The sequence below is a fragment of the Xanthomonas sp. BRIP62409 genome, assembly GCF_003992965.1.
Classification (GTDB): domain Bacteria; phylum Pseudomonadota; class Gammaproteobacteria; order Xanthomonadales; family Xanthomonadaceae; genus Xanthomonas; species Xanthomonas euroxanthea.
Genome location: NZ_QEZJ01000031.1, coordinates 76,058 through 100,107, shown reverse-complemented (window position 1 = coordinate 100,107; position 24,050 = coordinate 76,058). Strand labels below are relative to the sequence as shown.

The window sequence follows — 24,050 nt, the reverse complement described above, 5'->3', positions numbered from 1 at the left end:
GCCAACCTGTGGCCTGCACATTTCCTGCGCCTGCCTGACGGCGAGCGCACCCGTTTCCCTGCCGCGTACAACCTGGATATCCGCATGGCTGTCGTTCCCCTGGTCGGGTTGCCGACCGATCGCATCCAGCAAGGGCCGCATCCGTTTCTGGCCACCGGCGAAAAATACATCCGCGCGGTGGTGGACGCGGCCGGCGCAATGCCGGTGCTGTTGCCGAGCCTGCAGCCGGCGCTGGATGCGGGGGGCTGGCTGGATCGCCTGGATGGCCTGTTGCTGACCGGCGCGGTGAGCAATGTGGAGCCGCATCACTACAGCGACGAGCCGAGCTGGGAGGGCAATCCGCACGACCCGGCGCGCGATGCCGCCAGCCTCGGGCTGATCCCGCAGGCACTTGCACGCGGCCTGCCGGTGCTGGCGATCTGCCGCGGGCTGCAGGAGGTCAACGTGGCGCTGGGCGGGCGCCTGCATCAACGCGTGCATGAGGTGCCCGGTCTGGCCGATCACCGCGAAGACCGTACCGCGGCGCTGGACGCGCAGTACGGCCCGGCGCATCCGGTGCAGCTGCATGCCGGCGGCCTGCTGGCCGGCATCAGCGACAGCGCGCAGGTGGCGGTGAACTCGCTGCACGGGCAGGGCATTGCGCGGCTGGCCGACGGCCTGCTGATCGAGGCGACCGCGCCGGATGGCCTGATCGAAGCCTTTCGCGGCCCCGGGCCGGGCTTCCTGCTGGCGGTGCAGTGGCACCCGGAGTGGCGTGTCACACAGCATCCGTTCTACCGTGCCATCTTCCAGGCCTTCGGCGAGGCCTGTCGCCAATATGCCGCCCGACGCGGTCAGTGAGGTTGCATGTCCATCCGCACACGTTCGCGCACGTCCACGCCCAAACAGCCCGAAAGCGCCCTGCGCCGCTGGCTCAAGGAGCGCCACATCACCGAGGTCGAGTGCCTGGTGCCGGACATCACCGGCAATGCACGCGGCAAGATCATTCCGGCCGACAAGTTCTCGCACGACTACGGCACCCGCCTGCCGGAAGGCATCTTCGCCACCACCGTCACCGGCGATTTCCCGGACGATTACTACGAGCTGACCTCGCCATCGGATTCGGACATGCATCTGCGCCCGGATGCATCCACCGTGCGCATGGTGCCGTGGGCGGCCGATCCCACCGCGCAGGTCATCCACGATTGCTACACCAAGGACGGCCAGCCGCATGAGCTTGCCCCGCGCAATGTGCTGCGGCGCGTGCTCGACGCCTATGCCGAAGCCAAGCTGCAACCGGTGGTGGCGCCGGAGCTGGAATTCTTCCTGGTGCAAAAGAACACCGACCCGGACTTTCCGTTGTTGCCGCCGGCCGGGCGCTCGGGTCGGCCGGAGACCGCGCGGCAGTCGTATTCGATCGATGCGGTCAACGAGTTCGACCCGATCCTGGACCTGATGTACGACTACTGCGATGCGATGGAACTGGACGTGGATACGCTGATTCACGAATCCGGCGCCGCGCAGCTGGAGGTCAACTTCACCCACGCCGATGCGCTCTCGCGCGCCGATCAGGTGTTCCTGTTCAAGCGCACCATGCGCGAAGCGGCGTTGCGGCATGGCGTGTATGCGACGTTTCTGGCCAAGCCGATGGAGACCGAGCCGGGCAGTGCGATGCATATCCATCAGAGCCTGCTGCATGCCGGCACCGGCAAGAACGTGTTCAGCGGCAAACGCGACGGCGGCTTCAGCGACACCTTTGCGCACTATCTCGGTGGCCTGCAGAAATACATTCCGATGGCGATGGGGCTGCTGGCACCCAACGTCAATTCCTACCGGCGGCTGATGTTCGGCGAGGTGTCGCCGAGCAATGTGCTGTGGGGTTTCGACAATCGCACCTGCGGGCTGCGGGTGCCGATCGATATGCCGCAGAACATGCGGGTGGAAAGCCGCTTTGCCGGCTCCGACGCCAATCCGTACCTGGCGATGGCGGCGACCCTGGCCTGCGGGTTGCTCGGCATCCGCGAGAAGCTCGAACCGACCGCGCCGATCAGCAGCAACGGCAAGGAGCAGGGCTACGATCTGCCGCGCTCGCTGGGCGAGGCGCTGGACGGACTGGAGGGCTGCGAGGCCTTGCAGGAGATGCTGGGGCGGCGCTTCGTGCGCGCCTACATCTCGGTCAAGCGCAAGGAGTACGAGACGTTCTTCCGCGTGATCAGTTCGTGGGAGCGGGAGTTCCTGTTGTTGAATGTGTGAGGCGTCTGCGCTCGGCGCAGCGTGCCGCGCCGCTCCCGTCTCCCCTCGGGAGAAGGTGCCCGAAGGGCGGATGAGGGCAGGTCGTCTGGCCATGGTCCAGGCCTACGTTTACTGCAGGCGTCCGATGCGTTTTGCGCCAGCTGCCTTTCGTAACGCCACTGCATTCGCGCCACTGGCGTGAGCCACCTTCCGGAGCAAGCCGTGCACCCTACTGTGTTGGAAACCTTGCAGCAGCTCGATGCCGCCCATCACCTGCATCCGTTCAACGACAACGCGGCATTGGCCGAAAAGGGCACGCGCATCCTGACCCGTGGCGAGGGCGTGTATGTCTGGGACGCGCAGGGCAACAAGTTGCTGGATGCGTTCGGCGGCTTGTGGTGCGTGAACGTCGGCTACGGGCGCAAGGAGCTGGCACAGGCGGCGGCGCGGCAGATGGAACAGCTGGCGTACTACAACAGCTTCTTCCAGTGCACCACCGAGCCCACCATCCATCTGGCTGCCAAGCTGGCGGAGCTGACGCCGGGCGATCTGAACCATGCGTTCTTCGCCAATTCCGGGTCGGAGGCCAACGACACCATCCTGCGGCTGGTGCGGCATTTCTGGGCGGTGCAGGGGCAGCCGGAAAAACGCATCTTCATCGGCCGTCATGACGGCTATCACGGCACCACCATGGCCGGCGCCAGCCTGGGTGGCATGAAAGGCATGCACAGGCAGGGCGGCTTGCCGATCCCGGATATCCACCACATCGCGCCGCCGTATCACTTCGGCGATGGCGGCGACATGGACCCCGAGGCCTACGGACTGCTGGCGGCACGTCGGCTGGAAGACCGGATTCTGCAGCTCGGGCCGGAGCAGGTGGCGGCGTTCATCGGCGAACCGATCATGGGCGCGATCGGGGTGTACATCCCGCCGCGCAGTTACTGGCCGGAAATCGAACGCATCTGCCGGCGCTACGACGTGCTGCTGGTCGCCGACGAGGTGATCTGCGGGTTCGGGCGTACCGGTGCCTGGTTCGGTGCGGAGTATTTCGGCTTCCAGCCCGACGTGATGACGCTGGCCAAGGGCGTCACCTCCGGCTACATCCCGCTGGCAGCGGCAATGTTCAACGACCGCGTGGCCGGTGTGCTCAAGGCGCAGGGCGGCGAGTTGGCGCATGGCGGCACCTATGCGGGGCATCCGGTCTGCGCGGCGGTGGCACTGGAGAACCTGCGCCTGCTGCAGGACGAGGGCATCGTGGAACGCGCGCGCACCCACATCGCACCGTATCTGGCGCAGCGCTGGGCCGAGCTGGGCGAACACCGGCTGGTGGGGGAGGCGCGTATCGCCGGGCTGGTCGGGGCACTGGAATTGGTGCCGGACAAACGTCGGCGCGGCGCCTACTTTCCCGAGCGCGGTCGGGTCGGCGCCCTGTGCCGTGATTTCGCGCTGCGGCGCGGGCTGATCCTGCGTGCCACCCATGACGCCATGCTGCTGTCGCCACCGTTGATCATCACCCGCGAACAGATCGACGAACTATTCGACAAGGCCTGGGCGGCGCTGGACGATACCGCGCAGGCGCTGGGCGTCGGCGCGGTGTAAGCCCTGCCGGCGCAGCTCCGGAGGCTGAAGGTCTCGCGCGCATGTGCAAAGGGCGGCGGGCCGGTGCGATTCCGGCATCGGCCGTGCCCGCCTGCCGCAGTGCACGCGGGAATTGCGCCACGCCACGCTGTGCAAACACAAACACCATGGGTAGGCTGGACCTCCGACCGGCCGTACACCGGTCCGCCCTGATCGCGCTGCCCTGGAGACCCGCATGACGCTGCGACTGCTCGCCCTGACGCTGTCCACTACCTTGCTGGCCGCCTGCGGTAGCCGCAATGCGCCCGGCGACGCCGAGGCGCAGGCCAAGGTGCTCAATGTCTACAACTATTCGGACTACATCGCCGAAGACACCATTCCCGCGTTCGAAAAGAGCACCGGCATCAAGGTCACCTACGACGTGTTCGACAGCGACGAGATGGTGGAAACCAAGCTGCTCGCCGGTGGCAGCGATTACGACGTGGTGGTGCCCACGCTGAACTTCTTCGGCCGGCAGATCCAGGCCGGCGTGTTCCTGCCGCTGGACAAGGCCAAGATCCCCAATCTGGCCAATCTGGACCCGGACATCATGCGGCGCATTGCCGCGCAGGACCCGGGCAACGCCTATGGCGTGCCGTACATGATCGGCACCACCGGCATCGGCTACAACGTGGACAAGCTCAAGGCGATCTTCGGCAACACCGAGGTCGCCAACAGCTGGGACCTGGTATTCAAGCCGGAGAACCTGTCCAGGTTGAAGGACTGTGGCGTGACCCTGCTGGACACGCCCTCGGACCTGATTCCGATCGCGCTCAACTACCTGGGCCTGGATCCGCACAGCAGCGCACCGGCCGACATCGAAAAGGCCGCCGCGCTGATCAAGACGATCCGCCCGTATGTGCAGAACTTTCATTCCAGCCAGTACGTGACCTCGCTGGCCAACGGCAACACCTGCCTGGCGGTGGGCTGGTCGGGCGACATCATCCAGGCGCGCGACCGCGCGGTGGAAGCCGGCAACGGCATCAAGGTGGCCTACGCAATCCCCAAGGAAGGCGCGCCGCAGTGGTTCGACATGCTGGCCATTCCCAAGGACGCCAAGCACCCCGACAACGCCTACGCCTTCATCAATTATCTGTTGAAGCCGGAGGTGGCCGCGGCCAACAGCAACTTCATCCACTACGCCAACCCGGTGCGCACCGCCACGCCGCTGGTGGACGCGGCGATCCGCAACGACCCCACCATCTACCCGCCGCCGGAGGTGACCGCCCGGATGTTCACCTATGCGATCAATCCGCCCGAGGTGGACCGGCTGTATACGCGGCTGTGGACCGAGATCAAGACCGGGCGCTGACAGCCGCCATCGCTGTCTTATTCCTGTAGGAGCGTCCGCCGGCGTTTGTCCGGAAGTCCGAGCGGACGCTGACTGCGGTCATCACGCAATCTGTACCGGGCGGTTCAAATAATTGTATGGTTGCGCCGCCTTCGCCGAACCGCTGATGCGGCCCGTCGCGCGCGCCTCGCCCACGACACAGGACACCCCACCTTGAGCAATCACGACCAGCAGTCCAACGATGGCCAGCCTTCGGGCACGGATGCGCAAGGCAGCGGCGCGCACGACGAGCAGGAGCCACCCAAGCCCTCGCCGTTGAAGAATCCCAAGGTCAAGTGGACGCTGATCGTGGTCGGGGTGCTGGTGGTGGTGCTGCTGGTGATCTGGCTGGCCTATTACCTGATCAAGGGCCGCTACATGCAGGACACCAACAACGCCTACCTGCAGGCCGATTCGGTCGCCGTGGCGCCGCGGGTCAGCGGCTACGTGACCAAGGTGATGGTGAGCGACAACCAGATCGTGGAGGCCGGCCAGCCGCTGCTGCAGATCGACGACCGTACCTATCAGGCCACGCTGCAGCAGGCCGAGGCCGCAATCGCCGCGCGCCAGGCCGATATCGCCGCTGCCACCGCCAATGTCTCCGCACAGGAGTCGGCGCTGGTGCAGGCACGTAGCCAGGTGAGCTCGGCAGCGGCGAGCCTGACGTTTGCCCAGGCCGAAGTGAAGCGCTTCGCGCCGTTGGCCGCCTCCGGCGCGGACACCCACGAACACCAGGAAAGCCTGCAGCACGAACTGCAACGCGCACGCGCGCAGTACCAGGCCGCGCAGGCGCAGGCCAAGGGTGCGCAAAGCCAGATCCTGGCCAGCAACGCGCAACTGGAACAGGCCCAGGCCGGCGTCAAGCAGGCCACTGCCGACGCCGACCAGGCCCGCGTGGCGGTGGAAGACACCTTGCTGACCAGCCGCATCCACGGCCGCGTCGGCGACAAGACCGTGCAGGTCGGCCAGTTCCTCGGGGCGGGTACCCGCACCATGACCATCGTGCCGCAGGAATCGCTGTACCTGATCGCCAACTTCAAGGAAACCCAGGTCGGCCTGATGCGTCCTGGCCAGCCGGCCGAAATCGAGGTCGATGCCTTGTCGGGCGTCACGCTGCACGGCAAGGTCGAGAGCCTGTCGCCGGGGACCGGCTCGCAGTTCGCACTGCTGCCGCCGGAAAATGCCACCGGCAACTTCACCAAGGTGGTGCAGCGCGTGCCGGTGCGTATCCGCGTGCTGGCCGGCGAGGAGGCACGCAAGGTGCTGGTGCCGGGCATGTCGGTCGAGGTCACCGTGGACACGCGCTCGGCCAAGGACGCCAAGCAACGGGCCGAGGAGGAATCCGATCGCGTGCAGGCGCAGGAGCGCGCGCAGTGAGTGCAGCGGCAGCCACCGGCCCGCGTGCCGGCGGCAGCGCGCAACGCGAGAAGGCCGAGCCGGGCGCCTGGCTGGCGGTGCTGGCCGGCACCATCGGCTCGTTCATGGCGACGCTGGACATCTCCATCGTCAATGCGGCGCTGCCCACCATCCAGGGCGAGGTCGGCGCCAGCGGCACCGAAGGCACCTGGATCTCCACCGCGTATCTGGTGGCCGAGATCATCATGATCCCGCTGACCGGCTGGTTCGTGCGCACGCTGGGCCTGCGCAACTTCCTGCTGATCTGCGCGGTGATGTTCACCGCGTTTTCGGTGGTGTGCGGGCTGTCGACCTCGTTGACGATGATGATCATCGGCCGTGTGGGGCAGGGCCTGGCCGGTGGCGCGCTGATTCCCACCGCGCTGACCATCGTCGCCACGCGCCTGCCGCCCAGTCAGCAGACCATGGGCACCGCGCTGTTCGGCATGACCGTGATCATGGGCCCGGTGATCGGCCCGCTGCTCGGCGGCTGGCTTACCGAAAACGTCAGCTGGCACTACGCGTTCTTCATCAACGTGCCGATCTGTGTCGGCCTGGTGGCCTTGCTGTTGCTCGGCCTCAAGCATGAAAAAGGCGATTGGGCCGGCCTGCTCAATGCCGACTGGCTGGGTATCTACGGCCTGACCGCCGGCCTGGGCGGGCTCACCGTGGTGCTGGAAGAGGGCCAGCGCGAGCGCTGGTTCGAATCCAGCGAGATCAACACGCTCAGCGTGATCGCGCTCAGCGGATTTGCTGCACTGGTCGTGGGCCAGTTCCGCAAACGGCCGCCGGTGATCCACCTGTCACTGTTGCTGCACCGCAGTTTCGGCGCGGTGTTCGTGATGATCATGGCGGTGGGCATGATCCTGTTCGGCGTCATGTACATGATTCCGCAGTTCCTGGCGGTGATCTCCGGCTACAACACCGAGCAGGCCGGCTACGTGCTGCTGCTGTCGGGCCTGCCGACCGTGCTGCTGATGCCGATGATGCCCAAGCTGCTGGAGGTGGTGGACGTGCGCATCCTGGTGATCGCCGGGCTGATCTGTTTTGCCGCGGCCTGCTTTGCCAATCTGTCGCTGACCGCCGACACCGTCGGCATGCATTTTGTCGCCGGCCAGTTGTTGCAGGGCTGTGGCCTGGCGCTGGCGATGATGTCGCTGAACCAGGCTGCCATCTCCTCGGTGCCGCCGGAGCTGGCCGGCGATGCGTCCGGCCTGTTCAATGCCGGCCGCAACCTGGGCGGCTCGGTGGGGCTTGCGCTGATCTCCACCTTCCAGGAGCGCCGCATGACCTTCCATACCGAAACCATCGGCAGTGCGATCACTGCCAATTCCTCGCGCGCGCAGGATTTTCTTTCCGGCCTGACCGCGCAGATGCAGGGCAGCGCCGGCGGCGAGGCGGCCATTCGCTCGGTTGCGCAGCTGGCGCGCCTGGTGCAGCAGCAGGCCCTGGTGATGACCTATAGCGATCTGTTCTGGATCTTCGGCGTGATCGTGGTCTGCACGATTCCGCTGGCCTTTTTGCTCAAGCCGTTACCCAAGGGGGCGCACCTTGCAATGCACTGATTCCATGCGCCTGATCCGCATGCCGCTGGCCGCGGCGTTGAGCGCGGTCCTGCTCGGCGGCTGCATGCTGGGTCCCAACTACACCAAGGCGCCGGCAGTGGCCGATGCGGCGATGCAGGCGCCCGCATTGCATCGCGCCAGTGGCGCCGACGTGGTCGCTGCCGCGCCGCTGAATCACTGGTGGGAGGAGTTGCACGATCCGACCCTCACCCAGCTGGTCACCCAGGCCCTGGCCGACAGCCCCAACCTGCGTGCGGCGCAGGCGCGGCTGCGCGCCAACCGCGCACTGGCCAGCCAGCGCCGTGCCGAGCGCCTGCCCAAGCTCAACGCCAGCGCGGTGTATGCGTACGCCGAGCCGCCGCAGACCATCGTCGATACGCTGGGCGGCTTGCAGAATGGCCAGAACGGCCAGCCACCGGCCCAGGGCAGCGAGGCGCTGGATCTGGAAAAGACCCAGATCTACAGCGCCGGTTTCGATGCCAGCTGGGAGCTGGATTTCTTTGGCCGCCGCCGTCGCGCCGCCGAAGGCGCCCTGGCGCAGGCACAGGCCTCGGAAGCCGAGCTGGCCGATGCGCAGGTGCAGCTGGCGGCCGAAGTGGGGCAGGTATACCTCAACTACCGCGGCCTGCAGGCACGGCTGGCGATCGCCGATGCCAACCTGGACAAGATCGGGCAGACCCTGCGCCTGACCCAGCAGCGCCGCGCGCGTGGTGCGGCCTCGGACCTGCAGGTCGAGCAGATCGCCACGCAGGTGCAGCAACAGGAAGCGCAACGCCTGCCGCTGGAGATGCAATCGCAGGAAGCGCTGGACCAGCTGGCGTTGATGGTGGGGCGCGCGCCCGGCGCGCTGGATGCGCAGTTGCGCGCGCCGCAGCCGTTGCCGATGCTGCCCACGCAGGTGCGCGTGGACGATGCCGGCGCCCTGATCCGTCGCCGCCCCGATGTGCGCAAGGCCGAGCGCGAGCTGGCGGCCTCCAGCGCGCAGATCGGCGAGGCGTTGAATGGCTATTTCCCGCAAGTGACCTTGCTGGGCGGCCTGAGCTGGGTGGCCGGTTCGCCCAGCGATTTCAATTCCGACGCGTTGACCACGCTGGCGGTGCCGATGCTGCGCTGGTCGATCTTTGATTTCGGCAAGACCCGCGCGCAGGTGGAGCAGGCGCGTGCCGGCAACGCCGGCCGCGAGGCGGCCTACGAGGGTGCGGTGCTGGCGGCGTTGCAGGACGCCAACTCCGCGTTGTCGCGTTTCGGCTCGGCGCGCAAGCAACTGGTGGTGGCGCGGCAGGCCGAAGCCTCGGCAACGCGTTCGGCCGGGTTGATGCAGCAACGCCGCGATGCCGGTGCCACCTCGTCGATCGATCTGCTCGACGTGCAACGCCAGCAGCTGTCGGCGCAGGACGCTGCCGCACAGGCGCAGGTGCAGTTGCTGGTGAACTACGTCGCGCTGCAGAAGAGCCTGGGGCTGGGCTGGAGCGCGCCGGTGCAGGAGGCACGCTGATCGCGACCGGTTGCGGCGGGCATGGGCACGCTGGTCCTGGCAGGGTGCTGCCCTGCCGCTGCCGGCACCACCCTGCTGCGCTACCCGCGCTGGCAGGTGCGCATCAGACATGCCGGGTTCGCGTCAGCTGGTGGCAGAGCACGCGATTGAACTGAAGGGGACCGGTGCCGGCATCTGCACCGGGCACTGGCGGCCCCGGCGTCTTGCGGTGCACAGTCATTGCCGGGCCACGCTTCGCAAACGAGAGGGTTCATGGCACTTACCCAGGCCGCAGCGGCGCCGCTTTCCGCTGGCGACAACGCCTATCTGAGCATCAGCGAGGTCCGCAAGGAGTTCGACGGCGTCGTCGCGGTCGACGACGTCAGCCTGCAGATCCGCAAGGGCGAAATCTTCGCGTTGCTGGGCGGCTCGGGCAGCGGCAAGTCCACCTTGCTGCGCTGCCTGGCCGGCTTCGAGCGGCCGACCAAGGGCCGCATCGTCCTCGATGGCCAGCCGATCGACGCACTGCCGCCGTACGAGCGCCCGATCAACATGATGTTCCAGTCGTATGCGCTGTTTCCGCACATGAGCGTGGAGCAGAACATCGCCTTTGGACTGAAGCAGGAAGCCCTGCCCAAGGCCGCAATCGCGGCGCGCGTGGGCGAGATGCTGGAGCTGGTGCAGCTCGGCAGCCTGGCCAGGCGCAAGCCGCATCAACTCTCCGGCGGCCAGCAGCAGCGCGTGGCGCTGGCGCGTTCGCTGGCCAAGCGGCCCAAGTTGCTGCTGCTGGACGAACCGATGGGCGCACTGGACAAGAAGCTGCGCTCGCAGATGCAGCTGGAGCTGGTCAACATCATCGAGACCTCCGGCGTCACCTGCGTCATGGTCACCCATGATCAGGAGGAGGCCATGACCATGGCCACCCGCATCGCATTGATGGACCAGGGCTGGATCCAGCAGGTCGGCACCCCGGACGAAATCTACGAACAACCGGCCAACCGCTTCGCCGCCGAATTCATCGGCTCGGTCAATCTGATCGATGCGGTCATCGTCGAGGACAAACCGGACCACGTCAGCCTGAAGGCCCCGGCATTCGACGCCAGTATCCGGGTCGGCCATGGCATCACCGGTTTCGAAGGGCAGGCGGTGGCGTTCGCGCTGCGTCCGGAAAAACTGGTCATCGGCAAGGAGGAACCCGCCCAGCCCTGCAACAAGGCGCAGGGCGTGATCGAGGACATCGCCTATTTCGGCAGCCATTCGGTCTACCACGTGCGCCTGCCCGGTGGCTTCAAACTGATGGCCAACTTCGCCAATCGGCAGCGCTGGGCCAGCGAAGCGCTGACCTGGGGCGACACCGTATGGCTGAGCTGGGGCGAGGACGACGGCGTGGTGCTCACCACATGAGGCGCCGCCTGTTCCGCGCAGCAGTGCCGGGCGCGCGCTGGGGCGTGATCGCCGCACCGTATCTGTGGCTGCTGGTGTTCTTCGCGATCCCGTTCCTGATCGTGCTGAAGATTTCCTTCGCCGAGCGCGCCACCGCGATGCCGCCGTACACGCCGCTGTTCGCCATCGCGGCCGATGGCGCGGTGAGCGTCAAGCTGCATCTGGGCAACTATCTGGTCCTGCTGCACGACAGCCAGTACCTGGCGGCGTATGCGAGTTCGATCCGGATCGCCGCGCTGTCCACCGTGTTTGCGCTGTTGATCGGCTACCCGATGGCCTATGTCATTGCGCGGCTGCCGCTGGCCACGCGCAACGTGGCGATGATGCTGGTGGTGCTGCCGTCGTGGACCTCGTTCCTGGTCCGCGTCTACGCCTGGATCGGCATCCTCGACGGCAACGGATTGCTCAATCAGGCGCTGCTGGCGCTGGGAGTGATCCGCCAGCCGTTGCAGTTGCTGTACACACCGCTCGCCGCCTATATCGGCATCGTGTACTGCTATCTGCCCTTCATGGTGCTGCCGTTGTACGCCAACCTGGTCAAGCACGATCGGCGCCTGCTCGAAGCCGCCTACGATCTGGGCGCGCGGCCGTGGCAGGCGTTCGTGCGCATCACCTTGCCGCTCTCGCGCAACGGGATCGTGGCCGGCTGCATGTTGGTGATGATTCCGGCGGTGGGCGAATTCGTGATTCCGGAAATGCTGGGCGGGCCGGACACCTTGATGATCGGCCGCGTGCTGTGGGGCGAGTTCTTCAACAATCGCGACTGGCCGGTGGCCGCTGCGGTGGCCACGGTGATGTTGCTGCTGTTGCTGGTGCCGATCGTGCTCTTCCACCGGTATCAGCAGCGCGAGCTGGAAGGGCGGCTGACATGATGCGCGCCTGGCGCGGTGGTCGCGTGCTGGGTGGCAGCGTGCTCGCGCTGGGCTTCGGCTTTCTGTACCTGCCGATCCTGTTGCTGATGGTCTACTCGTTCAACGCCTCGCGGCTGGCGATGGTGTGGGGCGGCTTTTCCACGCGCTGGTACGGCGAATTGCTGCGCGATCGCCAGCTGCTGGATGCGGCCTGGGTCAGCCTGGAGGTCGCGTTCTGGACAGCCGGGGCATCGACGGTGCTGGGCACGATGGCGGCGCTGGCGATGGTGCGCATGCGGCGTTTCCCCGGCAAGACCCTGTTCGGTGCGCTGATCACCGCACCGTTGGTGATGCCGGAGGTGATCATCGGCCTGTCGATCCTGTTGTTGCTGGTCTCGATGGGCGGCGTGCTCGGCATCGCACCGCGTGGCGCGGTGGCGATCTGGGCGGCGCATGTCACCTTCACCGTCTCGTTCGTGACGGTGGTGATTTCCTCGCGCCTGCAGGAACTGGATCGCTCGCTGGAAGAAGCGGCGATGGATCTGGGCGCGACACCGCTGAAGGTGTTCTTCCTGATCACCTTGCCGATCATCGCTCCGGCATTGGCATCGGGCTGGCTGCTGGCGTTCACGCTGTCGCTGGACGACGTGGTAATCGCCAGCTTCCTGGCCGGGCCCAGTTCGACCACCTTGCCGATCAAGGTGTTCGCGTCGGTGCGGCTGGGCATCAGCCCCAAGATCAACGCGCTTGCCACGCTGATGGTGCTGGCGGTGTCGGTCGCCGCAGCGATCGGTTGGTGGCTGCTGGCGCGCAGCGAACAACGCCGCCAGCGCGATGCGCAACTGGCGCTGCAAGCTGCTTCCTGAGCAGGCACCAATATGAGTGTGGCGAATGCATCGCCACCAGCGGCGGCCAGACGGCTGCGAACGCCGACGCCACCGACATCCACGATGGCTGCACGCCGATTGCGGACGCCTGATGCGGCCACCGGACGCCGGGCACGGCAGTTGGTTGGGCCGCTGTTACCTGGCCGGAGGCGTGTACCCGCTGTCCCAGGGCTGCGGCTTGGTCAGGTAGCACTGATACTCGGCGCTGATGTCGTAGCCCTGTTGCTCGACCTTGGGTTGTTCGTCGGCGCGATCCTTGTCCTTGTTCTTTCCGTCGTCCTTGGATTTCTGCCTGCTCGGATAGATCGTGACCATGTTCGGCGACGAGTGCGCGGTAACGAATTGGCGGATGGCAGTGTCCGAGCAGGCCCGCAGCGCCTGTTCCTCGCAGGGTTGGCTGGGATTGGGCAGCGTGTTGGTGCAGCTCACGGTGACAAATCCGTTCGGACCCGGACGCGGGCCGTGCAGCATGTCCTGCAGGACGGCGCACCCCGGCAGGCAGGCGCCGATGCCAAGTACAACTAGAACAATCAGATCCCGGCGCATCGTGGTGGTCTTCCGTGAATGGATGAAGCTGCCAAGTGCCGAATGCTAGAGCATTTTTGTGCGGTGGGACGGTCGGGACAGGGCAGGGCCGCTTTCGTTAGCGTGGCTGGAAGCGTTGCTCCGGTTGCCAGTGATCCGCGAGCGGTGCGATGGAGGTGCGGCATTGCGTCGCGGCGTGGGTAAACACAGCGTTGCAGCGATTTGCTGCGGTTGTGACGCGGCTGCAACTTCCCGCCGACTAGCATGACGGGCCTGTAACAGGAGACCGTCATGTCCTACGACACCGTCAACCCGGCCAATGGCCAGGTCGAGCATACCCAGCAGACCCTCGACGCTGCCGGCATCGAAGCGCGCCTGGCTGCTTCCGCCAAGGCATTCCCGCAGTGGGCGGCGCTGCCGTTGGCCGAGCGCGGCGCGCTGTTGCGGCGCGTGGGCGAAGAGCTGACCCGGCGGCGCGACGAGTTGCAGCGCATCATGACCGCCGAGATGGGCAAGCTGCGACACGAGGCGCTGGCCGAGGTGGACAAGTGCGCGCAGGCCTGCGCCTATTACGCCGAGCATGCGGCCGAATATCTGGCACCGCGCGACATCCCGACCGAGGCGCAGTCCAGCTATGTGCGCTACGAGCCGCTGGGTTGCGTGTTTGCGGTGATGCCGTGGAATTTCCCGCTGTGGCAGGCGTTTCGTTTCCTCGCCCCGGGGCTGATGGCCGGCAATGTCGCGCTGCTCAAGCACGCCAGCAATGTGCCGCGCTGCGCCGATGCGATGAAGCAGGTGCTCGATGCCGCCGGTATTCCGCCCGGCGTGTTCGACGTGCTGCATATCGACAACGATCAGGCCGCAGATGTGCTGCGTGATGATCGCATCGCCGCAGTGACGCTGACCGGCAGCGAGCGCGCCGGACGGTCGCTGGCTGCAAATGCGGGCGATCAGTTGAAGAAGTGCGTGATGGAACTGGGCGGCAGCGACGCGTTCGTGGTGCTGGAAGACGCCGACCTGGAGCACACCGTCGCTTCAGCCGTGCAGTCGCGTTTCGACAACAGCGGGCAGACCTGCATCGCCGCCAAGCGTTTCATCGTGGTGGACGCCATCGCCGATCGCTTCATCGAACGCTTCGTGGCCGCCGCCGCCAAGCGCGTGCTCGGTGACCCGCAGCAGGAGGGCACCACGCTGGCGCCCATGGCCCGTGCAGATCTGCGCGACGAGTTGCACAAGCAGGTACAAGCCAGCGTGGAAAAAGGCGCCAAGGTGCTGCTGGGCGGCGAACCGGTGCCTGGTTCGCATGCCGGCTATCCGGCCACCATTCTCGATCATGTCGCCCCGGGCATGCCGGCCTACGAGGAAGAATTCTTCGGTCCGGTGGCCTCGGTGATTCGCGTGCGCGATGAGGCGGAGGCGGTACGCGTGGCCAACGACACCAGCTTCGGCCTGGGCGGCAGTGTGTGGACTTCCGATGCCAAGCGCGGCGAGCGCGTGGCGCAGCAATTGCAGTGCGGCGCGGCGTTCGTCAATTCGGTGGTCAAGAGCGACGTACGCCTGCCGTTCGGCGGCATCAAGCGCTCGGGATTCGGCCGCGAGCTGGCCGAGCACGGCATCCACGAGTTCATGAACATCAAGACGATCTATGTGGCTTGAGTGCTGGGATTGGTGATTCGGGAGTGGGGATTCGTAAAAGCAGGCCTTCCTTCTCCCCTCGGGAGAAGGTGCCCGAAGGGCGGATGAGGGTACGGGCAGCCCACGATGATGCCGACGCCTTCAAACCAGCCAGTGCAGAGCCAGCGCGCCTTGCAGTACGTGCAGTGCGGGAACCTCCAGCAGCTCTGTGCCAAGCCAACACTCAGCAGTCAGAAAAACCTGCTCTACCCATTCCCGAATCCCGAATCCCGATTCCCAGGCCGCAACGCGGCCCTCAAAGCCACCGCGCACGCTTGAACAGGCGATACAGCACCAGGCACGAGGCGACCACGCCGGCGACCAGCAGCGGGTAGGCGTAGCGCTTGTCCAGTTCGGGCATGTGGGTGAAGTTCATGCCATACCAGCTGGTGATCAGGGTGGGGGCGGCCAGCAGCGCGGCCCAGGCGCCCAGGCGCTTGACGGTCTCGCCCTGGGCCAGGGTCACCATCGACAGGTTGACGCTCAGCGCGGTGCCCAGCATCTCGCGCAAGGTGTCGATGGCGTCATTGATGCGCACCGCGTGATCGAGCACGTCGCGCAGGTAGATGCCGACTTCGTCGTGGATCAGCGAGCCCGGGTTGCGCTTGAGGTGCGAGAGCACGTCCTGCAGCGGCGCCACCACCAGCCGCATCTTGTTGAGTTCGCGCTTGAGCTCGTACAGGCGCACCACGGTTTCGCGCTTGTAGTTGTCGGCAAAGATGTCCTTTTCCAGGCCTTCCAGCGTGTCGCGGAACTCGTCCATGATCGGCAGATAATTGTCGACCACGAAATCGAGCACGCCGTACAGGCAGAACGAGGCGCCCATGCGCAGCATGGCCGGTTCGCGTTCGACCCGGTGCCGCACCGGCGTATACGACAGCGATGCGCCATGGCGCACCGTCAACAGAAAGCGCGCGCCCAGGAACGCGTGCGTCTCGCCGTAGCGGATGCGCTCGTTGACCAGCTGCGCGGTGTTGACCACCACGAACAGGGAGTTGCCGTAGCTCTCGGCCTTGGGGCGCTGGTGCGCCTTGAGCGCATCCTCGATGGCCAGATCGTGCAGGCCGAACTCGTCCTGCAGTTTGTGCAGTACCGATTCCTGCGGCTCGTACAGCCCCACCCAGACGAACCCATCCGGGCGCTGCAGCACGTCGCTGATCTGCTCCAGGCTGATGTCGTGGCGTTCGCCCTCACCGTCGTAATAGGCACAGGTGATGACGCAGGAGGGGTTGTCCGGATGGCGGCCGTGGTGGTTCATGGACGCATCCTGGATCAGCGCGTGCGCACGGACAAGTCACGCCGCCGCAAGGCGATGGCGAGCGCGGTGTGGATGGGCAACAGCAGCAGCACCCATTGCAGGTTGTCCTGCGCCTGGAACGACAGCCAGTGGATCAGCAGGGCCAGCAGGGCCGAGCCGGCGACCACCCATCGCAGCACGTCGAACCAGCGTCCGGGCCGGCGCCCGCGCAGCAGGGCAATGCCGCCGGCCAACAGCAGCACGCACAGCGGGTTGACCAGCAGCAGGTTGCGATTGGCCCAGGCCGATTGATGCACGGTGAAGCCCCACAGATACACCAGCAGGCCGCCGCCGATCGCGCACAGCAGCCAGTACGGCAGGGCGAAAGCGGCGAGCACGCGCTGCCGGCGACCGAGCGCCAGCACGCCGGCGGCGACGATCAACCCGGTCAGCAACCATGGCCACCAGTGCCGTTGCTGTTCGGCCGGCTCCGGTGCGATGCGATGCGGCAACAGCACCTGCGTGGACTGCACCAAAGGGCGGCCGGCGCTGTTGTGGACCTGGGTCAGGCTGTCGGCCAGCCGCATCGGTACGAAGGCTTCTTCCCAGCGCGACAACGGGCGGTCCGCGTACGGCCCTAGGCCCAGGTCGAAGCCCAGCCACATCCACGGGGCGGGAGAGGCCAGGCGTACTGCCTCGCTGCGGTAGGTATTGCCACGCGAGCGCCCGGCCAGTTGCGATTTCAATGCGCCGCCCATCGCCCGGTCCAGCGTGTCGCGGACCATCGTGGCGCAGTTGGCCACGAAATAATCGTAGTGGTAGCGCGCGTTCTCGGGCCGGCTGCGGACGGCCAGCCCGTCAGCCAGCGCGCGCGCCTGGTCCGGTGGCAGATCCAGCCACTGGATGCTGACGCCGCGGCCGACCGCGCGATATTGCTGCAGGTCTTCGTCCAGCGGCAATGCAACCAGGTAGTACATCATCTCGCCACGCGCGAAACGCGGAACGAAATCCGGCTCGCTGGGATCGAAGAAGCCGAAGTTGTAGGAGGTGGCCTGCCCGGTGACCGGATCGACCACCACGATGGCATCGTGGCCGAAGCGCTCGAAGAACACCTCGCCCGGCTGCATGGTGACCACGCCGACACGCGGTGCCGACGCAGCCGGTTGGGCAGGGGCCTGATCGGCGACCTGGGCAACGGCGGCAGGCGCCACCAGCAGTGCAAGCAACAGCAGCAGACAGGACGCCGCCCATCGCCGAACCCTGCCGCGGCCTGTTGCTGCAGCAGTCATGCGGTGCGAAAGGTTCAAGCGTCGTCCTGCGGGTCTGGCGGCAGGATGGTCACGTGGAAGGCGTGCACGCGCCGCGCATCGGCCTTGGCCACGCGGAACGCAAAGCGCCCCAGCGTCAGCTCCTCGCCGGTTTCCGGCAGATGCCCGATCGCATCGGTAACCAGGCCGCCGACGGTGTCGTACTCGTCATCGGGGAAGTCGGCGCCAAAGCGCTCGTTGAAGTCCTCGATCGGCGTCAGCGCATCGACCACATAGCGGCCGTCGGCCTGGATGGCGATCAGCGAATTCTCTTCCTCGGCATCGTCGTGCTCGTCGTCGATCTGGCCGACGATCTGCTCCAGCACGTCCTCGATGGTGACCAGCCCGGCGACACCGCCGTACTCGTCCACCACGATGGCCATGTGGTTGCGCGACAGGCGGAATTCCTTGAGCAGGACGTTGAGCTTCTTCGACTCGGGGATCAGCACCGCCGGGCGCAGCAGTTCGCGCACGTTGCCGGGGCCGTTGTCGGCAACCACGCCGCGCAACAGATCCTTGGCCAGCAGGATGCCGAGCACTTCGTCCTTGTTCTCGCCGTGCACCGGGAAGCGCGAATGGCCCGATTCCACCACCTGCTTCATCAGGTCGATGAAACGGGCTTCCACCGGCAGCGAGACCATCTGCGAGCGCGAGATCATCACATCGCCCACGGTGAGCTCGGACACGGAAATCGCGCCTTCCATCATGCGCAAGGTGTCTGCGGCGATCAGGCCGTCCTGTTCGGCGGTCCGCAGCAACGCGACCAGTTCGTCGCGGGTATGGGGCTCGCCAGAGAAGGCAGCGCTCAGGCGCTCGAGCCAGCTACGGCGTTTTTCGGGTGTTTCTTGGGATTGGCTACTGTCGTCTTCGGACATCGTGACGGGGGGCGGCACCCGGCAAACCAGGCGATAGCAGGCAGTCTAACAGGAAGCCGCTAAGGCGCTGTAGACGGGGCGGGGCGGGCACCGCGTCAGGGCAGGTCCAGGCTGTAGCCGCAGCCGACCACGGTCTTGCCCGGATGCGACTTCACGTTGGAGACGCTGAGCACGATCGATTCGATCATCGCCTCGCCGGTCTTGGGGTTGGTGGTGTCTTCGCTGACCAGCTCACGGCCATACATGACCTTGTCGGCGTTATCCACGCCCAGTTCCAGGTTCAGCTGCTTGGCCAGCGGGCGCGGGTCGGGCAGGTCCAGCAGCGCCATGACGCTGGCGCCGGAAAACGCGATATGGGTGGTGCGGTGGCCGAACACGCTGATCGGCGTGTTGAGCGTGTACTCGGTCATGAACAGGTTGGCCTGTTCCAGCGGCGTCCAGCCTAGCGCGACCGCCTTGAGCGGGTCGGCCAGCACCGGCGCCAGCGCGTTGAAGTCGCCGATGCGCTGGCGGCATTCGATCAGGGCCGGCAGGTCCGGACGCACCGGCGCGGTCTGGGCCCAGGCGCCGGAGCAGGCCAGCAACAGCACCGCGGTGGCGACACAGGCCCGCATCAGTGCTCTCCCGCATAGGGATCGTCGATGCCGAGATCGGCCAGGATCTCGCGTTCGAGTTGCTCCATCGCGTCGGCCTCCTTGTCGTCCTCGTGATCCCAGCCCAGCAGGTGCAAGGTGCCGTGCACGGTCAGATGGGCGTAATGGGCGGCCAGCGACTTGCCTTGTTCGGCGGCCTCGCGCGCCACCACCGGCGCACAGATCACCAGATCGCCGAGCAGCGGCATCTTGATGCCCTTGGGCAGGCCCTCGGGCAACTCGGCCGGAAAACTCAGCACATTGGTGGCGTAATCCTTGCCACGGTAATGGTGGTTGAGCGAGCAGCCTTCCTTCTCATCGACAATGCGCACCGCCAGATCGGCCTCGCGGATGCGCCCCTTCAGCGCGGCCGCCACCCATTTGCGAAAACTCACCGCCGACGGCAGGCCGGCGCGCGGCAGCGCGTAACTGACAGCGACGTCGAGGCGGACAGGTCCACGGGTCATGGGGAGAGTTTCCTGGGCTGGGGTCAGTGCGTGCACGTGATCAGCAGTATCACCGCAGGCCCGTTGGCCACGCGGTAGCTCGAACTTCCGATCGGGCCGCGCCCGCAGCCGTGATTGTAATCCCGCACCCGCAACCTTGAAACGAATCCGGAGTGATCATGCACCCAGACCGCAGCGATACCGCTTTCCAGGAGCCCGCCGACCAGTGACTGGCTTGCGCGGTGCGCGTGCTGGATCGGTGAGCTTTCGCAGCCGCGTGCATCGGTGACCGTTCCCGGTAGATCGAGCAGCCAGCGTGCACTGCGCCCTTGCTGCCAAGCACCGAATCGTGCGCGCTCGTTTCCTGCCGGCATATCGCCTTGCGCCTGTTCGGCCAGTTTCTCCAGGTACGTGGTTGGAATGCTGATGCTGGTGTGGTCGGCAGCCAGCGATACACAGGGGGGCGCCACTTGCGCCGCCGGGATCACATCGCGATCCACAACGGGGATTCCAGGTCCCGGCGGCGCTTCGGTGGCATCGAGCGATGCCGCCGCGAGCAATCCGCTTGCCAACGTCAGGCCGGCAAAGCGCAGCTTCATTCAGCGTTGTTCTTGGTAGCGGCGTCCTGCTGATCGCGCTTCTCATACGCGGTAACGATGCGCTGCACCAGCGGGTGGCGCACCACGTCGCGTGCCTCGAAGAAGGTGAAGCTGGCGCCGTCCACATCGCGCAGCACCTCGATCGCGTCGCGCAGGCCGGACTTGACGTGCTTGGGCAGGTCGATCTGGGTCAGGTCGCCGGTGACCACCGCGGTGGAGCCGAAGCCCAGGCGGGTCAGGAACATCTTCATCTGCTCGATGGTGGTGTTCTGCGCCTCGTCCAGGATCACGTAGGCATCGTTGAGCGTGCGGCCGCGCATATAGGCCAGCGGCGCAATCTCGATGACGTTCTTTTCCAGCAGCTTGACCACCTTTTCCACGCCCAGCATCTCGTACAGCGCGTCGTACAGCGGGCGCAGGTACGGGTCCACCTTCTGGCTGAGATCGCCAGGCAGGAAGCCCAGCTTTTCGCCGGCTTCCACCGCCGGGCGCACCAGGATCAGGCGCTGTACGCGCGATTCGTTCAAGGCTTCCACTGCGCTGGCCACGGCCAGGAAGGTCTTGCCGGTACCGGCCGGGCCGATGCCGAAATTGATGTCGTGGGTGGCAATCGCATGCAGGTACTTGGCCTGGTTGGCGCCGCGGCCACGCACGGTGCCGCGCTTGACCTTGATCGCCACGTCCTGGGCCACGTAGGAACGATCGATCACGTGCTCGACATTGGCATCGTTCAGGCGCAGGTGGATGGCGTGGTTGTCGAACGTGGTGGCGGCGGCTTCCTCGTACAAGGCCGTCAGCAGCGACTGCGCGGCGGTGACCGCCGGCTCCGGGCCGGTGACGCGGAAGATGTTGCCGCGGTTGGCGATCTCCACGCCGAGCTTGAGTTCGATCTGGCGCAGGTGCGCGTCGAACGGGCCGGCCAGATTGGCCAGGCGCTCGATGTCGTCGGGTTCCAGGGTGAAGTCGCGATGTGCAGGTGAGTTCATGGTCGGATCGGACCGCGCACGCATGCGCTGGTCGGTTGGGCGGCAGATGAGGGTAGCGCGCAGCGTGTGATCCCACCAACACGCCCGGGCACTGCAATCACCCGGTCTGGCCGGGGCCGGCGGCGTGCGCGGGTTTTCCACAGTCGCTGTGGAGTCACGCATCACTAACCTGTGGATAAAAATTGTGGCGCCTACTCGCACAAGGTCTGGCAGGCAGGTGGCGAAAAAATCGCCACTGCGGTGGCGGTTGTCCACAAGCGGTGTGGATCGAATTCGGCAAAGCCTGTGGGTAAGTGCTCGCACGCCTTGTGCCGCAAGGTGTTGCAGACGGGTGGTGAAATTTTGATCACTCGGCGTGCGTGCCGCGTGCCGCGTGCCGCGTGCTGAGGCGAGTCGCTGTCGATGTCGTCGCTGTGCGCGATCAACGCATTGCGCGGCCCTTGCGAACGATGCGCGCTGTCGCTGGCTTGCAGACCGAGCATGGACAAGTGCTGCGCCAGGTCACCGGGCCACTGCCGACGCTCGAGCGCCAGTTGGCGACTCAGCGCGATGCGCACGCCGCTGCGTGCTCGCGAAAGTAGAGGCGCGCGGCGTGACGCGCGTGAGCTGGCTGAAGTGCCAGCGTATTGCACACACGCACGCAGCCACGCAAGGTAAGGACCATCGCAGGCAGATGCGGCATCGGGCGGCTGGCGGCAGCACCACGACCGTCGCGACCGACCAGCACGCACTCTGTCATCCACCACGAATCCGCCACCGAGCGCTGACGGAAGGCGCCAACGCAAGCCGGCGCCCGTGCCGCGTCAGCTTGCGCTGTCGTCCACCTGGATAAGGCCACGCAGCGAATTGCTCATCGCCTCGGTGATCACCACATCGACGAAGTGCCCGATCAGGCGCGGGTTGCCGGGGAAATTCACCGGGCGCATGTTCTCGCTCTTGCCGGTCAACTCGTTCGGATCGCGCCGCGACGGGCCTTCCACCAGTACCCGTTGCACGCTGCCGACCATGGACTGCGAAATACGCGTGGCGTGCGCATTGATCTGCGTCTGCAGGCGGGCAAGCCGCGCCTGCTTGACGGCTTCCGGCGTGTCGTCCTGCAGGTCCGATGCCGGCGTGCCGGGACGACGCGAATACACGAACGAGAAACTCTGGTCGAAGCCCACGTCCTCGATCAGCTTCATGGTCTTTTCAAAATCCGCTTCGGTCTCGCCGGGAAAGCCGACGATGAAGTCCGAGCTGATCGAAATGTCCGGGCGTACCGCGCGCAGCTTGCGGATCTTGGACTTGAATTCCAGTGCGGTGTAGCCGCGCTTCATCGCCGACAGGATGCGGTCGCTGCCGGCCTGCACCGGCAGGTGCAGGTAATTGGCCAGCTGCGGCACGTCGCGATAGGCATCCACCAGCGAATCGGAAAATTCCAGCGGATGGGAGGTGGTGAAACGGATACGGCCGATGCCGTCGATCTGCGCGATGGTGCGGATCAGCAGGCCCAGATCCGCGTACTGCGCCGCATCGCCGGCATCGGCGCCGTACGCGCCGCGATACGCGTTGACGTTCTGGCCGAGCAGGTTGATCTCGCGCGCGCCCTGCGCAGCCAGTTGCGCCACTTCCACCAGCACGTCCTCGAACGGCCGGCTGACTTCCTCGCCGCGGGTGTAGGGCACCACGCAGAACGAGCAGTATTTGGAGCAGCCTTCCATGATCGACACGAATGCCGACGGGCCATCGGCACGCGGCTCGGGCAGGCGATCGAACTTCTCGATTTCCGGAAAGCTGATGTCCACCTGCGACTTGCCCGATTCGCGCCGCGCGCGGATCAGCTCCGGCAGGCGATGCAGGGTCTGCGGGCCGAACACCAGATCCACGTAGGGCGCGCGCTTGACGATGGCCTCGCCTTCCTGCGACGCCACGCAGCCGCCCACCCCGATGATCACCGGCTTGCCGCCGGCCTTCAGTGCCTTCCAGCGGCCGAGCTGGCTGAACACCTTTTCCTGCGCCTTCTCGCGGATGGAGCAGGTATTGACCAGCACCACGTCGGCGTCTTCGGGGTTGTCGGTCAGCTCCAGGCCCTCGGAGGCGGCGAGCACGTCGGCCATCTTGGCCGAGTCGTACTCGTTCATCTGGCACCCGTGGGTCTTGATGTAGAGCTTGCCGCGCACCACGGCAGGCGCCGACGGGCGGGCCACCGGCAGCGGCAACAGGGCAGGTGCGTCCACGGCGGTGGCCGCGGACAGGTCGGAAACGGATGTCCCGGGCATGGCGCTTATTCCAGGCGGGTAGAAGATAGCCGCACAGTTTACCCGCTTGCGCCGGGCCCGTCCGCCTGGTCAGGCCTTGGCGTTGGTCGCCTCGGCACGTGCAAACGCCGGCCGGTCGGCCATGCGGGCGATGTAGGCGCGGGTGCTGGCAGGCGGATCGATCAGGCCGAAATCGAGCATCCAGCCCAGCGCGCCGCCCCACAGCACATCGGCCGCGCTGCAGCGTTCGCCCAAGAGATAGTCGCCCTTGGCCAGTTGCGCATCGATCACCTGCAGCACCGTGTCGCAGTCGGCGTAGGGCGAGATCGCGCGCGGCGGCGCGTCGCGCTTCAGCGCGCGGTCGATGATTGCCGGCTCGAACGCCGAGCCGTAGAAGGCCAGCCAGCGCAGGTAGGCGCCGCGATCGGCATCGCCCGGGGCCGGCGACAGGCCGGCTTCCGGATACAGCTCGGCCAAGTACTGGTAGATCGCACCCTGCTCGGTGACCACGCTGTCGCCGTGCCGGATCGCCGGAATCTTGCCCATCGGGTTGATCGCCAGGTAGTCGCTCGTCAGTTGCTCGCCTTTTTCCAGATTGACGATCTGCAGGTCGTAACTGGCGCCGAGCTCTTCCAGCAGCACCAGCACGCCGCGCGAACGCGAGCGGGGATTGTGGAACAGGGTGATGTGGCGCTGGTCGGACATTGCAGGTTCCTTGGTGGATGCGGCAGGCATGGGCCGCGGTGCCAGCGCCATCCT

General features: G+C 66.3%; 22 protein-coding genes. 11 read left to right on the top strand and 11 right to left on the bottom strand.

The features are described from left to right. Window positions 1-84: 84 nt before the first annotated feature. The 10 genes from EO170_RS18995 (at window position 85) to EO170_RS18950 (ending at window position 12,752) form a co-directional block, all read left to right on the top strand. Window positions 85-840 carry a gamma-glutamyl-gamma-aminobutyrate hydrolase family protein gene (locus EO170_RS18995; protein ID WP_126947376.1) on the top strand — a complete coding sequence of 252 codons (756 nt, stop codon included), beginning with the start codon at window positions 85-87 and terminating at the stop codon, window positions 838-840. A gap of 6 nt (window positions 841-846) precedes the next feature. Beyond that, window positions 847-2,232, top strand: coding sequence for a glutamine synthetase family protein (locus tag EO170_RS18990; protein ID WP_126947373.1), 1,386 nt, complete (start codon window positions 847-849; stop codon window positions 2,230-2,232). A 201-nt stretch (window positions 2,233-2,433) separates the two neighbouring features. Then, a complete protein-coding gene (locus EO170_RS18985) occupies window positions 2,434-3,810 on the top strand; it encodes an aspartate aminotransferase family protein (RefSeq protein ID WP_126947370.1) in 1,377 nt (458 codons plus the stop codon). Between the two features lie 214 nt (window positions 3,811-4,024). After that, the gene (locus tag EO170_RS18980; protein WP_126947367.1) at window positions 4,025-5,140 is read left to right on the top strand and encodes a polyamine ABC transporter substrate-binding protein; all 1,116 of its coding nucleotides are present in this window, start codon (window positions 4,025-4,027) and stop codon (window positions 5,138-5,140) included. 192 nt (window positions 5,141-5,332) lie between these two features. Beyond that, window positions 5,333-6,535: an HlyD family secretion protein gene (locus tag EO170_RS18975; protein WP_104649074.1), complete on the top strand. Its 1,203-nt coding sequence runs from the start codon at window positions 5,333-5,335 to the stop codon at window positions 6,533-6,535. After that, entirely contained in the window at window positions 6,532-8,118 is a 1,587-nt protein-coding gene (locus tag EO170_RS18970) for an MDR family MFS transporter (protein WP_104582146.1), read from the top strand. The genes EO170_RS18975 and EO170_RS18970 overlap by 4 nt, the downstream gene beginning before the upstream one ends. A 4-nt stretch (window positions 8,119-8,122) precedes the next feature. Further along, complete coding sequence (locus tag EO170_RS18965; protein WP_164741100.1) at window positions 8,123-9,613, top strand: efflux transporter outer membrane subunit; 1,491 nt, start codon at window positions 8,123-8,125, stop codon at window positions 9,611-9,613. A gap of 252 nt (window positions 9,614-9,865) precedes the next feature. Then, window positions 9,866-10,996, top strand: coding sequence for a polyamine ABC transporter ATP-binding protein (gene potA / locus EO170_RS18960; RefSeq protein ID WP_126947361.1), 1,131 nt, complete (start codon window positions 9,866-9,868; stop codon window positions 10,994-10,996). Further along, a complete protein-coding gene (locus EO170_RS18955; RefSeq protein ID WP_047125201.1) occupies window positions 10,993-11,907 on the top strand; it encodes an ABC transporter permease subunit in 915 nt (304 codons plus the stop codon). The genes potA and EO170_RS18955 overlap by 4 nt, the downstream gene beginning before the upstream one ends. After that, a complete protein-coding gene (locus EO170_RS18950) occupies window positions 11,904-12,752 on the top strand; it encodes an ABC transporter permease subunit (RefSeq protein WP_126947358.1) in 849 nt (282 codons plus the stop codon). Before EO170_RS18955 ends, EO170_RS18950 begins: the two co-directional genes overlap by 4 nt. 156 nt (window positions 12,753-12,908) lie before the next feature. Here EO170_RS18950 and EO170_RS18945 read toward each other — a convergent pair whose 3' ends face one another. Then, entirely contained in the window at window positions 12,909-13,319 is a 411-nt protein-coding gene (locus EO170_RS18945) for a hypothetical protein (protein WP_104649069.1), read from the bottom strand. A gap of 270 nt (window positions 13,320-13,589) precedes the next feature. Between EO170_RS18945 and EO170_RS18940 the strand changes: the two genes are divergently transcribed. After that, window positions 13,590-14,954 (top strand): NAD-dependent succinate-semialdehyde dehydrogenase, encoded by a 1,365-nt coding sequence (locus tag EO170_RS18940; RefSeq protein ID WP_126947355.1) that lies wholly within the window; start codon window positions 13,590-13,592, stop codon window positions 14,952-14,954. A 274-nt stretch (window positions 14,955-15,228) separates the two neighbouring features. Here EO170_RS18940 and EO170_RS18935 read toward each other — a convergent pair whose 3' ends face one another. The 10 genes from EO170_RS18935 to EO170_RS18890 all read right to left on the bottom strand — a co-directional run bounded on the left by EO170_RS18935 (window position 15,229) and on the right by EO170_RS18890 (window position 23,996). Beyond that, window positions 15,229-16,230, bottom strand: coding sequence for a magnesium and cobalt transport protein CorA (locus tag EO170_RS18935; RefSeq protein WP_047125205.1), 1,002 nt, complete (start codon window positions 16,228-16,230; stop codon window positions 15,229-15,231). A 14-nt stretch (window positions 16,231-16,244) separates the two neighbouring features. Then, window positions 16,245-17,498 (bottom strand): DUF4105 domain-containing protein, encoded by a 1,254-nt coding sequence (locus EO170_RS18930; protein ID WP_241239474.1) that lies wholly within the window; start codon window positions 17,496-17,498, stop codon window positions 16,245-16,247. Between the two features lie 14 nt (window positions 17,499-17,512). Further along, entirely contained in the window at window positions 17,513-18,391 is an 879-nt protein-coding gene (locus EO170_RS18925; protein ID WP_016901625.1) for a transporter associated domain-containing protein, read from the bottom strand. Window positions 18,392-18,486: 95 nt separating this feature from the next. Next, on the bottom strand, window positions 18,487-19,005 hold the full coding sequence (locus tag EO170_RS18920; protein ID WP_119131417.1) for a hypothetical protein: 519 nt from the start codon (window positions 19,003-19,005) through the stop codon (window positions 18,487-18,489). After that, window positions 19,005-19,490: an rRNA maturation RNase YbeY gene (gene ybeY / locus EO170_RS18915; protein WP_104582154.1), complete on the bottom strand. Its 486-nt coding sequence runs from the start codon at window positions 19,488-19,490 to the stop codon at window positions 19,005-19,007. The genes EO170_RS18920 and ybeY overlap by 1 nt, the downstream gene beginning before the upstream one ends. 23 nt (window positions 19,491-19,513) lie before the next feature. Further along, on the bottom strand, window positions 19,514-20,068 hold the full coding sequence (locus EO170_RS18910) for a hypothetical protein (protein ID WP_126947352.1): 555 nt from the start codon (window positions 20,066-20,068) through the stop codon (window positions 19,514-19,516). Next, window positions 20,065-21,054: a PhoH family protein gene (locus EO170_RS18905; protein WP_126945495.1), complete on the bottom strand. Its 990-nt coding sequence runs from the start codon at window positions 21,052-21,054 to the stop codon at window positions 20,065-20,067. Before EO170_RS18905 ends, EO170_RS18910 begins: the two co-directional genes overlap by 4 nt. A gap of 191 nt (window positions 21,055-21,245) precedes the next feature. Beyond that, on the bottom strand, window positions 21,246-21,611 hold the full coding sequence (locus tag EO170_RS18900; RefSeq protein ID WP_126947349.1) for a hypothetical protein: 366 nt from the start codon (window positions 21,609-21,611) through the stop codon (window positions 21,246-21,248). Between the two features lie 246 nt (window positions 21,612-21,857). Beyond that, window positions 21,858-23,312 carry a tRNA (N6-isopentenyl adenosine(37)-C2)-methylthiotransferase MiaB gene (gene miaB / locus EO170_RS18895; RefSeq protein WP_126947347.1) on the bottom strand — a complete coding sequence of 485 codons (1,455 nt, stop codon included), beginning with the start codon at window positions 23,310-23,312 and terminating at the stop codon, window positions 21,858-21,860. Between the two features lie 69 nt (window positions 23,313-23,381). Next, window positions 23,382-23,996, bottom strand: a complete 615-nt coding sequence (locus EO170_RS18890) for a glutathione S-transferase family protein (protein WP_126947344.1) — start codon at window positions 23,994-23,996, stop codon at window positions 23,382-23,384. Window positions 23,997-24,050 lie beyond the last annotated feature (54 nt).

Coding starts and splice junctions, on each gene's coding strand:
- EO170_RS18930 (WP_241239474.1), bottom strand. CDS start 17,498: ATGACTGCTGCAGCAACAGGCCGCGGCAGGGTTCGGCGATGGGCGGCG.
- potA (WP_126947361.1), top strand. CDS start 9,866: ATGGCACTTACCCAGGCCGCAGCGGCGCCGCTTTCCGCTGGCGACAAC.
- EO170_RS18935 (WP_047125205.1), bottom strand. CDS start 16,230: ATGAACCACCACGGCCGCCATCCGGACAACCCCTCCTGCGTCATCACC.
- ybeY (WP_104582154.1), bottom strand. CDS start 19,490: ATGACCCGTGGACCTGTCCGCCTCGACGTCGCTGTCAGTTACGCGCTG.
- EO170_RS18950 (WP_126947358.1), top strand. CDS start 11,904: ATGATGCGCGCCTGGCGCGGTGGTCGCGTGCTGGGTGGCAGCGTGCTC.
- EO170_RS18920 (WP_119131417.1), bottom strand. CDS start 19,005: ATGCGGGCCTGTGTCGCCACCGCGGTGCTGTTGCTGGCCTGCTCCGGC.
- EO170_RS18890 (WP_126947344.1), bottom strand. CDS start 23,996: ATGTCCGACCAGCGCCACATCACCCTGTTCCACAATCCCCGCTCGCGT.
- EO170_RS18945 (WP_104649069.1), bottom strand. CDS start 13,319: ATGCGCCGGGATCTGATTGTTCTAGTTGTACTTGGCATCGGCGCCTGC.
- EO170_RS18965 (WP_164741100.1), top strand. CDS start 8,123: ATGCGCCTGATCCGCATGCCGCTGGCCGCGGCGTTGAGCGCGGTCCTG.
- EO170_RS18980 (WP_126947367.1), top strand. CDS start 4,025: ATGACGCTGCGACTGCTCGCCCTGACGCTGTCCACTACCTTGCTGGCC.
- EO170_RS18995 (WP_126947376.1), top strand. CDS start 85: ATGGCTGTCGTTCCCCTGGTCGGGTTGCCGACCGATCGCATCCAGCAA.
- EO170_RS18905 (WP_126945495.1), bottom strand. CDS start 21,054: ATGAACTCACCTGCACATCGCGACTTCACCCTGGAACCCGACGACATC.
- EO170_RS18925 (WP_016901625.1), bottom strand. CDS start 18,391: ATGTCCGAAGACGACAGTAGCCAATCCCAAGAAACACCCGAAAAACGC.
- EO170_RS18955 (WP_047125201.1), top strand. CDS start 10,993: ATGAGGCGCCGCCTGTTCCGCGCAGCAGTGCCGGGCGCGCGCTGGGGC.
- EO170_RS18990 (WP_126947373.1), top strand. CDS start 847: ATGTCCATCCGCACACGTTCGCGCACGTCCACGCCCAAACAGCCCGAA.
- EO170_RS18940 (WP_126947355.1), top strand. CDS start 13,590: ATGTCCTACGACACCGTCAACCCGGCCAATGGCCAGGTCGAGCATACC.
- miaB (WP_126947347.1), bottom strand. CDS start 23,312: ATGCCCGGGACATCCGTTTCCGACCTGTCCGCGGCCACCGCCGTGGAC.
- EO170_RS18910 (WP_126947352.1), bottom strand. CDS start 20,068: ATGAAGCTGCGCTTTGCCGGCCTGACGTTGGCAAGCGGATTGCTCGCG.